Here is a 10,430-nt window from a genome sequence, read left to right on the forward strand (position 1 = left end):
TATCTTCAAAAATTGAAATAAGATGTTGTTGCATTCAAGAATAGAAGGAGAAGGAGAGCCTTTGGTAATTATTCATGGGTTTTTAGGAATGTCAGATAATTGGAAAACTTTAGGAACTCAATTTGCTAATGAAGGTTTCCAAATTCATGCTTTAGATTTAAGAAATCACGGTAAAAGTTTTCATTCAGAAGATTTTTCATATGATATCATGGTAGAAGATGTAAAGCAATATTGCGATTATCATAAACTAATAGATATCAGTATTATAGGACATTCTATGGGTGGAAAAGTTGCAATGCTTTTAGCAACAACATATCCTGAATTAGTTTCTAAATTAATTGTGGCTGATATTGGTCCGAAATATTATGCACCACATCACCAAACCATTTTAGCAGCTTTGAATGCGGTTGATTTTTCTAAAAAACCGAGTAGAGGAGAAGTGGAAGAAATAGTTTCGGGCTACATAAAAGACTTTGGAACAAGACAATTTTTATTAAAAAATTTATATTGGGCTGCCCCAGAACAATTGGCTTTTCGTTTCAATCTAAAAGTTTTTAATGAAAAAATAGAGACCATTGGAACAGCATTGCCTTTTGAAAACGTTTATAATAAAGAAACACTATTTTTAAGAGGTGATAAATCTGATTACATATTAGATAGTGATTTCGAAACTATATATCATCATTTTCCAAACGCAAAAATAGAAACGATAATAAATGCGGGCCATTGGTTGCATGCTGAAAATCCAAAAGATTTTTATAATTACGTATTAAATTTTATTAAATAACAAGCTAAAAAATTATGCATGCATAATTTTTTAGTTAAAAAAATTGTAAAATTCATAATTTGTTATAATTTTGAAGTATTGATTTATAATAACAAAGAAAAAACTAACACATTTTTACATTATGAGAAAATTACTTTCTTTAACATTATTGGCTTTGGCTGGCTCTACTGCTTTTGCAGGTGGATATAGAGTTAGTATTCAAGGCCAAAAACAATTAGCTATGGGACACACTGGTGTTGCTGTAGTAAATAGTGCAGAGGTTACTTTTTTTAACCCTGCAGGTATGGCTTACTTAGATAAGAAATTTAATTTATCTGTTGGGGCAAATGGGCTATTTGCTAACACTAAATTTCAAAATTCTCAATATGGTTGGGAAGCTGATACTAAAAATTTTGGAACTCCTTTTAGTGTTTACGCTACTTATAAGTTAAACGACTGGTTTACTGCTGGTTTAGCTGTTTATACACCTTACGGAAGTGCTGTTGAATGGGATCAAGATTGGCAAGGTTCTCACTTGGTAAATAATATTGATTTGCAAGCTATTTTTGTTCAACCTTCTCTTTCTGTAAGAATAGGAGAGCATTTTAGTGTAGGTGGTGGTCCAATTTTTGCTACAGGATCTGTTAATTTTAATAGAAACGTAGATAGATCAACTACAAACTCTGGTGGTGAAAGAACAGATTTAACTATTGAATCAAAAGGAATCACCGCTTGGGGTTATACAGCAGGATTTATGTTTAATCCTACAAATAAATTACGTTTAGGAATGAATTACCGTTCTGAAATAATGATGGAAGCTAGAGATGGTGATGTTACTTTTGGTGATTATCCAGAATTTGGAACTGCACCAACAACAAAATTTAATGCAGATTTGCCATTGCCTGCAGAGTTAACAGTTGGTATGTCTTATAAGGTTACTGATAAATTCTTAGTTGCATTTGATTATAATAGAGCAATGTGGAGTGCTTACAAAAGTTTAGATGTTGACTTTACTAATAATACACCAACACTTCAGGACTCACATAATCCTAGAAATTATAAAAATTCTAGCACTTATAGAGTGGGAATGCAGTATGTTGCAAATGATAAATTTACTTTTAGAGCAGGATGGTATTTTGATGAAAGTCCTGTACAAGATGGTTATTTTGCACCAGAAACACCTAGAAATGACTCTATGGGATATACAGGAGGTTTAACTTATCAAGTAAACAGTAAATTAGGTATTGACCTTTCTTTCCTTTACTTACATTTTGATGAAGTTGATAATTCTTACGACCATGTTAGTGATGGAAGTAGCTTTGGAGGAACATATAAATCTGTTGTTTTCTCTCCAGGAATTGGTATAACATACGGGTTTTAATTTTTAATATTTGAAAGATGAAAAATAAATTTATATACTTAGCTATTTTAGCGGCTGGTTTTGCTTCTTGTGAACCAGAATTTGAGAACGAAGTAGATGCAAACTATACTTCTGGTGATGCAGATTTTACTTCTTATGTAGCAATTGGAAATTCTTTGACCGCTGGTTACATGGATGGAACGGTTTCAAGAGTGGGACAAACTTATTCTTTTCCTAATTTATTAGCTCAAAAATTTGCATTAGTTGGTGGTGGAGCATTCACTCAACCTTCTTATGAAGATGATGCTAGCAATTTAGGAGGATTAATGTTGTTTGGTAATCAAATTGGTTCTACAAGATTAGTGATTGACATTTCTCAAGGTCGTCCAGAAAATTTATCTGGAACTCCATCTATTGAAGTTTCAAATTTACAAGCTACTGCATATAATAATATGGGAGTTCCAGGTGCAAAATCCTTTCATTTGGTTGCGCCTGGTTATGGAAATTTAGCAGGTGTTGCTCTTGGTCAATCTAATCCTTATTTTGTTAGACATGCAACTTCTCCATCAGCTACTGTTTTAGGAGATGCGATGACTAAAAATCCTACTTTTTTCACTAACTGGATTGGTGCTAATGATGTATTATCATATGCTACTAACGGTGGTGCTAAAGCTGACGGTGTTACACCTGCTGCTGACCATAATATTACAGGAAATATGAATCCTGCTACTTATGGAGCTAATGATATTACAAATTCAGATTATTTTGCAGGGGTTTATTCAAATATTATTAATACGTTGACTGCTAATGGTGCTAAAGGAGTTGTTGCTACAATCCCAAGTGTGACTTCTATTCCTTATTTTACAACTGTTCCTTATAATGCATTACCAGCAGAAGCTACGGCATCTAATGCTACTGCAATTGCATTATATCAATTTTTATCAGTTGCGACAGGAGGTAGAATTTCTCCTTTAAATACAACACCTGGTTCAAAAAATCCAGTATTAATTAAAGATACAGATTTAACAAATATTAGTGCAACAATTCAAGCATATGCTGCTGGCTCTGGTAATCCTTTGTTGATGGCTAATGCTGCTGCATTAGGAGTAATTTATGGTCAAGCTAGACATGCTACTGCGGAAGATTTATTTGTTTTACCATCGAGTTCTATTATTGGTCAAGAAAATCCTGCAGGAACAGCTCCTTTTAATGTTAATGGTATAACATTACCATTAGCAAATAAATGGGTTTTAACAACAAATGAAAAAGTAAAAGTTGCAAATGCTACTTCATCTTATAATGCTGCTATCAGATCAATCGCTGCTTCAAAAGGTTTGGCAGTTGCAGATATGAATTTAATCATGAATCAATTGGTTTCTGGGTTGAGAATTGATGACGGTACCATTTATACTGCAAATTATTTCTCACCTACAACCGCAAGTTCTGTGTTGTTTTCATTAGACGGTGTGCATCCAAATCCAAGAGGTTATGCTGTAATTGCTAATGAGATTATCAAAGTGATTAATAATCATTATCATGCTAATATTCCAATTTATTCTCCAGCTAATTTCCCTGGTATAAGTATTGTACCATCAAATTAAGAGTTTAAAAATAATTAAAAAAGAGGCATCATTATTGATGCCTTTTTTTGTAACTTTAAATTTTAAATAAAATCATAATGAATTTAATTATTAAACTTCTTATTAGTACAATAGTAGTTTTTGTACTGTCTTATTTTTTACCAGGTGTTCATGTTACTAGTCTTACAGGTGCTTTAATGGTAGCTGTTGTTTTGGGTTTACTTAATACGTTTTTAAAACCAATATTGGTTTTACTTACAATACCAGTAACTTTTTTTACACTTGGATTGTTTTTATTGGTTATCAATGCTATAATAATTTTAATCTGCGATTATTTTATTCTAGAGTTTCGAGTAGATGGGTTTTTAGATGCACTTTTATTTAGTGTCTTATTATCTATTATTCAGTCAATTTTAAATAAAATTTTTGTTAGCGAAGATTAATTTTTAGCGAATTGAATTTCAGTGAATTAAAAACTTGTTTGGGTTGTAAAAATTCTATAATTTTGCAACCCAAATTTTATGGTACTTAAACAAAAGAAATAATGAACATTACAAAAACGCAGGTTGATGATTTAAATGCTATTGTAACGGTAGCAATTACGAAAGAAGATTATTCAGATAAAGTAGAAAAAGTATTAACTGACTATAGAAAAAACGCATCGGTTCCAGGTTTTAGAAAAGGTGGAGTTCCAATGAGTTTAATTCAAAAACAATATGGTAAAGCGGTATTGTTAGATGAAGTAAACAAAATTTTACAATCGTCTTTAAATGATTATTTAGTAGCTGAGAAATTAGATATTCTTGGAAATCCACTTCCAAAAGTAACAGAAGATTTCAACTGGGATAATGATAATTTATCTTTTGATTTCGAATTAGGATTAGCGCCTCAGTTTTCAGTAGACTTAACAGCTAAAAATAATGTTACAAAATTCAACGTTATTGCTGATGATAAAATGTTGAATGAGCAAGTGGAAAGAATCCAAAAACAATACGGAAAATTAATTTCTCAATCTGAAGTAAAAGCAGACTACGAAGTAAGAGGGACTTTTACTAATGAAGAAAAAGGAATCAACGCTCCAGCAAACTTTGGGTTAGATATTTTTGCTGATAAAAAAGTAGCAAAAGCATTCATCGGTAAAAAAGTAGGTGATGTTGTAACTATCGGAACTAAAGGTTTATTTGATGACGATCACAAATTAATGGATTACTTAAAAGTAAGTCACGATGATGTTCACGGTTTAGATATCAATGTTCATTTTACAATTGAGGAAATCAATTCGGTTGAAAAAGCGGAATTGAACCAAGAATTATTCGATAAATTATTCGGACCTGGAGTTATCTCTTCTGTAGAAGAATTAAAAGCGAAAATCAAAGAAGATGCTGAAGCACAATTTGCACAGCAAGCAGATCAAAAATTCTTAAACGATGTTACAGAATTCTTAATCGAAACTACAAAATTTGATTTACCAGCGGAATTCTTAAAAAAATGGATTCAAACAGTTGGTGAAACGCCTTTAACTGCTGAACAAGCAGAAGAAGAATACGCAAGATCTGAAAAAGGATTACGTTTCCAATTAATCGAAGGAAAAGTAATGGCGGATAACAACTTACAAATCACATTCGAAGATTTAAAAGCACATACTGCTGATTTAATCAAGAAACAAATGGCGCAATTTGGTCAGTTAAATCCTTCAGAAGATGAAATTAACGGAATTGTAGCTCGTGTAATGTCAAACCAAGATGAAGTAAAACGTTTATCAGAGCAAGTGATGAGTGAAAAATTACTTGGTCTTTACAAAGAGAAAGTAAAAGCTAAAACTAAAGAAGTAAATTACGAACAATTCATCAAAGAAATGTACGGAGAATAATTTCTCGTAAAAAATAATTATCTTTGAGCGTCAAACTAGTTTTGGCGCTTTTTTATTGAAAACCTTTGATTTTACCAATACAGAGATAACCTTACAAATTATATTGTTTTTTAGTTCTATTCATTTAAACTTTTAAACGCTAAACATTTAAACAAAAAATTATGAACTACGGAAAAGAATTTAAAAAATATGCTACAAAGCATCACGGAGTAAACAGTTTATATTACGATAAAATTGTGAGCAGTATGACTCCATACATCATTGAAGAGCGTCAATTAAATGTTGCTTCAATGGATGTGTTCTCTCGTTTGATGATGGATAGAATTATATTCTTAGGAACAGGAGTTGATGATTATGTAGCAAACATTATTCAGGCGCAATTGTTGTTTTTAGAAAGCGTTGATGCTTCTAAAGATATTAGTATTTATATCAATTCACCAGGAGGAAGTGTTTATGCCGGATTAGGAATTTACGATACAATGCAATTCGTAAAACCTGATGTAGCAACTATATGTACCGGAATGGCAGCTTCAATGGGAGCGGTTTTATTATGTGCTGGAGCAGACGGAAAACGTTCAGCATTACCACATTCTAGAGTAATGATTCACCAACCATCTGGAGGCGCACAAGGAGTGGCAACTGATATGGAGATCAATTTGAAAGAAATGTTGAAATTAAAAGAAGAATTATACCAAATCATTTCACAACATTCAAAACAACCTTACGATAAAGTCTACAAAGACAGCGAAAGAGATTATTGGATGATTGCTGCTGAAGCAAAAGAATACGGAATGATTGATGAGGTTTTAACAAGATAAATAAATATAGTTTTCAGTTTTCAGTCACAGTTTTCAGCGATATAACTGTGACTGCATACTGTGACTGCTAACTAAAAAAGGATGGCTAAAGAAGTATTAGAGTGTTCATTCTGCGGAAGGAAAAAGCCTGAAACCAATTTATTAATTGCAGGGATTAATGCGCACATTTGCGACAAGTGTATCGAACAAGCTCACGGAATTGTATTAGAAGAATTAAAACAATCAGGTAATTCCAACTTGATTGCCGATTTAATTCTTTTAAAACCAAAAGAAATTCGTGCGTTTTTAGATGACTACGTTATTGGACAAGATCAAACTAAAAAGGTAATGAGTGTAGCAGTTTACAATCATTACAAGCGTTTGATGCAAATTCAATTAGAAGACGAAGTTGAGATTGAAAAAAGTAATATTTTAATGGTAGGTCAAACCGGAACAGGGAAAACATTAGTAGCAAAAACCATTGCTAAAATGTTGAACGTACCGCTAGCTATTGTGGATGCTACCGTATTAACCGAAGCAGGTTATGTAGGTGAAGATGTAGAAAGTATCTTAACTCGTTTGTTGCAAGCTGCCGATTATGATGTAGCTAAAGCCGAAAGAGGTATCGTTTTTATTGACGAGATTGATAAAATTGCCCGTAAGAGCGATAACCCTTCTATAACCCGAGATGTTTCGGGAGAAGGCGTACAACAAGCCTTGTTAAAATTATTAGAAGGAACCGTTGTGAATGTGCCACCAAAAGGAGGAAGAAAACATCCCGATCAAAAATTTGTGGAAGTAAATACACAAAATATCTTATTCATCGCAGGTGGTGCTTTTGACGGAATCGAAAGAATCATTTCAAAACGTTTAAACAGACAAGCAGTTGGTTATAGTTCGTCTATTGGAACCGACCAAATTGATAAGGATAATTTACTGCAATATTTAATTCCAAAGGACGTAAAAGATTTTGGATTAATTCCGGAAATTATCGGTCGTTTGCCAGTTCTAACGCACATGGATCCTTTGGATGCAGAAACGTTAAGAGCTATTTTAACAGAGCCTAAAAATGCCTTAGTAAAACAATATAAAAAATTGTTTGAAATGGATGAGGTGGACTTAAATTTTGAAGAAGAAGCTCTGGATTATATTGTATCAAAAGCTTTAGAGTATAAACTTGGAGCAAGAGGTTTACGCTCCTTATGTGAAGCTATTTTAACTGATGCTATGTATGAATTACCAAGTTCTGACGATAAACATTTGCAAGTAACAAAACAATATGCTGAGAATAGTTTAAGTAAAAATTTATTACAACGTTTAAAAGCAGTTTCTTAACTTGTAGCTCAGTAAAAACTAAGATAAAGCTCAGAAACGTGTGTTTTTGAGCTTTATTTGTTTAATCGTTGCGCTTTATTCTCCTGCAAGGTTTTCAAAAACCTTGTAGGTGTGAATTGAAATACCTACAAGGTCAAAAAAAGACCTTGCAGGATATTATTTTCCAGACTTAATTCTATTATCGTGTTTGCACAACATTTGACAATTATCTGCTGCCGTTTTTCCGCCCTCGTGCCAAGGGGTAATATGGTCGGCTTCCATTTCATTTAGTTCAAATTTTTCGCCACATTTCACACAAATTCCTTTTTGGCGCTCATAGGCTTCTCGTTTTTGTTTTTCCGAAAAAGTACGAATGCTTAAATGTTTTTCTTTTCGGTTTAATACAAAATAATAAATCCCTTTTTTATTGGATACATCTTCATCTAACATCAACTGCGTAATTTCTTCTTCTAAAACTTTAGCATCTAATTTATCGTTTTTGTATATATTATATAAAGTTCCCCATTCAATCCCTTTCATTTCTTTGCGGTATTTTGGAAACGTAACTTTAACCCAATTAATGACGCTTTGAAAATATAACCATAGTTCATTTGCATTGGGTTCAAACTGATTTTTAGACATGTATTCTTTAATCTTTCCTTCCGAAATCCAATCAATCGCTTTTTCTAAATATTCTTGGCGATTTGCCGAACCGTTCAAGTATTCATCGCCAATTTTTGGACGAGAATTTTTTGAGAAATATCGTTTAGCATCCGACACCCACGAACCAGAATAGACTGCATTACGCAATTCTTGTTCTGTTAATACTTTTCCAGCAATGTTGATGGTTTCAAACCAATCTAATTTTTCGCTATCGGTTCCAGAACAGAAGTACACCATTAGTTTGTACTCCAAAATTTGCTCTTGCTTATCTTTAGGTAAATTATGAAACGCCAAACCGTCAATAGAATAATCGCCATTTACGTATTGGCAAATAGAAATAGTGCGTTGCTGCCCATCAATTACCTCCAATTCTTGGGCTGAGCTTGCTGAACTATCTCGTACTGCCCAGTACATCACATTCAGTGGAAAATTCTTTTGTAACGTATTGATTACCGCATTACGTTCTTTTACATCATAGACAAACTCACGTTGATAAGGCGGACGAATGTCTAGTTTTCCTCCAAAACCTATTACGCCATCATCGTTATTGTCTTTGTAACCATTGGTTAATTCTCTTACGCTAATTTCTTTGAGTTCTATGTTCATAGTTTTTTGTTTTTGATGATTATTCTCATATATGGAATCACGGGTTTATTATTTTTGTCATAATAACCTAATACAGGATGATCTTCTTTAATTGAACCTGTGCCACCACTTTTGTAATAATCTTCTACAAATTTTTTATTCAGACCTTTATCAGCCATTTCCCTGTAAAGATTTCCCTGACCTTGTCCTATTATTTCAAATTGTTTTGGATTATACTTATCTAAAAATGTTATTGGCACTCCAATATTTCCAAAATAATCAACCGGAATATCTTTTGTTTTATCCACATTAATAGCGTCATAATTGTCATAAGTGGGATATTCTTCTGGTGTATATTTCTTGTGGAGGATTAAATCTTCATGTCTTTTGTCTATATCCAAATTTGTAAACCAAACTACACCTGAAACCCGTATCATTCCATCACGTTTATCCGATGCCGTTGCATAATTTTCATATTGGGTATTAATAAAATGTCCTGCCCCGCCTTTAAAACCATAACCTAACCACATTTTATTTTCTTTAATTAATTTGAAAATATCTTTATAGGTTATTGCATTTTGATGCCCTACGATGATAAATTTTTTATCATATTCAATCAATTGCGCTACATATTCCCGAAACAAAGAAAAAGGAGGGTTGGTCACGACAATATCTGCTTGTTTGAGGAGTTCAATACTTTCTTGGCTTCTAAAATCGCCATCGCCTTTCAAGGGTTTCACACCAATTTCATTGGCATCGGGTACTTTGTTCCCATTTTTGTCGCCAATGTATTCGAGATATACGGCTTGTTCGGAAGTGTTTGTACTAAACAAATCGGCATCTTGATTTTTATAACAAGTGGCTATCAATTTTTTTAGTCCTAAATGCTCAAAATTATAGGAGAAATAATGAAAAAAATTGCTAACTCTGGGGTCGTCACAATTACAATAAACGACTTTATCTTTAAAATGCTCTTTATAGTGCCGTAACTCGTTTTCAATATCTGAAAGTTGGGTATAAAACTCGTCTTTCTTATTGTTTTTGGCTTTGTGGAGATTGGTGTTGGAAGATTGCTTTGTCATAGTTTAGTTTAAAAGCGAAGCTTGCTCTTAAACTAATAAGCATAAAAAAAAGGTGTGGTTGCCGTCCGTTTAAATGCTTACGTTCAACTCGGGTACCTGAGAAGACCCTATGCACAAATAAGCACGAACGGTCCACACCAGACTGGTGTGAACCTACGCGACTTATTCTCGTGCATATTGCGAAATTTCTCAGGTTTCGAGTTGAGAGAATAAGAGCTAAAAGCTCAACGATATGTTTATATTTTTATACTCCTATAATTTTTTGTTTTATCTTATTACAAAGGTATTTAAAAGTTCATTAGAAATAAAAAATTTCTTTACTGTACTATTTTTACTTATACTTCATTAATAAATCAACTGCCCTACATCTTTTACTCAAAAGTTGTAGGGCATTTAGTTAAAAGATGTACAGC

9 protein-coding genes are annotated in these 10,430 nt (G+C 32.9%); 7 read left to right on the plus strand and 2 right to left on the minus strand.

Annotation, left to right across the window (positions count from 1 at the left end; translation table 11 throughout):
• Positions 1 to 25: 25 nt before the first annotated feature.
• The 7 genes from Q0075_RS07665 (at position 26) to clpX (ending at position 7,708) form a co-directional block, all read left to right on the plus strand.
• Positions 26 to 787, plus strand: a complete 762-nt coding sequence (locus Q0075_RS07665; RefSeq protein ID WP_297869007.1) for an alpha/beta fold hydrolase — start codon at positions 26 to 28, stop codon at positions 785 to 787.
• A 121-nt stretch (positions 788 to 908) separates the two neighbouring features.
• Positions 909 to 2,147, plus strand: a complete 1,239-nt coding sequence (locus Q0075_RS07670; RefSeq protein WP_297869000.1) for an outer membrane protein transport protein — start codon at positions 909 to 911, stop codon at positions 2,145 to 2,147.
• Between the two features lie 17 nt (positions 2,148 to 2,164).
• Positions 2,165 to 3,727 carry a G-D-S-L family lipolytic protein gene (locus tag Q0075_RS07675; RefSeq protein WP_297869001.1) on the plus strand — a complete coding sequence of 521 codons (1,563 nt, stop codon included), beginning with the start codon at positions 2,165 to 2,167 and terminating at the stop codon, positions 3,725 to 3,727.
• A 77-nt stretch (positions 3,728 to 3,804) separates the two neighbouring features.
• The gene (locus Q0075_RS07680) at positions 3,805 to 4,149 is read left to right on the plus strand and encodes a phage holin family protein (RefSeq protein WP_297869002.1); all 345 of its coding nucleotides are present in this window, start codon (positions 3,805 to 3,807) and stop codon (positions 4,147 to 4,149) included.
• Between the two features lie 101 nt (positions 4,150 to 4,250).
• Positions 4,251 to 5,576, plus strand: a complete 1,326-nt coding sequence (gene tig, locus Q0075_RS07685) for a trigger factor (protein WP_297869003.1) — start codon at positions 4,251 to 4,253, stop codon at positions 5,574 to 5,576.
• Between the two features lie 161 nt (positions 5,577 to 5,737).
• On the plus strand, positions 5,738 to 6,394 hold the full coding sequence (clpP, locus tag Q0075_RS07690) for an ATP-dependent Clp endopeptidase proteolytic subunit ClpP (protein ID WP_073580848.1): 657 nt from the start codon (positions 5,738 to 5,740) through the stop codon (positions 6,392 to 6,394).
• 81 nt (positions 6,395 to 6,475) lie between these two features.
• A complete protein-coding gene (gene clpX / locus Q0075_RS07695; RefSeq protein WP_297869004.1) occupies positions 6,476 to 7,708 on the plus strand; it encodes an ATP-dependent Clp protease ATP-binding subunit ClpX in 1,233 nt (410 codons plus the stop codon).
• Positions 7,709 to 7,864: 156 nt separating this feature from the next.
• Here clpX and Q0075_RS07700 read toward each other — a convergent pair whose 3' ends face one another.
• Both Q0075_RS07700 and Q0075_RS07705 read right to left on the minus strand, forming a co-directional pair.
• Positions 7,865 to 8,956 carry a DUF262 domain-containing protein gene (locus Q0075_RS07700; protein WP_297869005.1) on the minus strand — a complete coding sequence of 364 codons (1,092 nt, stop codon included), beginning with the start codon at positions 8,954 to 8,956 and terminating at the stop codon, positions 7,865 to 7,867.
• Positions 8,953 to 10,017 carry an adenine-specific methyltransferase EcoRI family protein gene (locus tag Q0075_RS07705; RefSeq protein ID WP_297869006.1) on the minus strand — a complete coding sequence of 355 codons (1,065 nt, stop codon included), beginning with the start codon at positions 10,015 to 10,017 and terminating at the stop codon, positions 8,953 to 8,955. The genes Q0075_RS07700 and Q0075_RS07705 overlap by 4 nt, the downstream gene beginning before the upstream one ends.
• Positions 10,018 to 10,430: the final 413 nt, after the last annotated feature.

The sequence above is a fragment of the uncultured Flavobacterium sp. genome (genome assembly GCF_937967675.1).
GTDB lineage: Bacteria > Bacteroidota > Bacteroidia > Flavobacteriales > Flavobacteriaceae > Flavobacterium.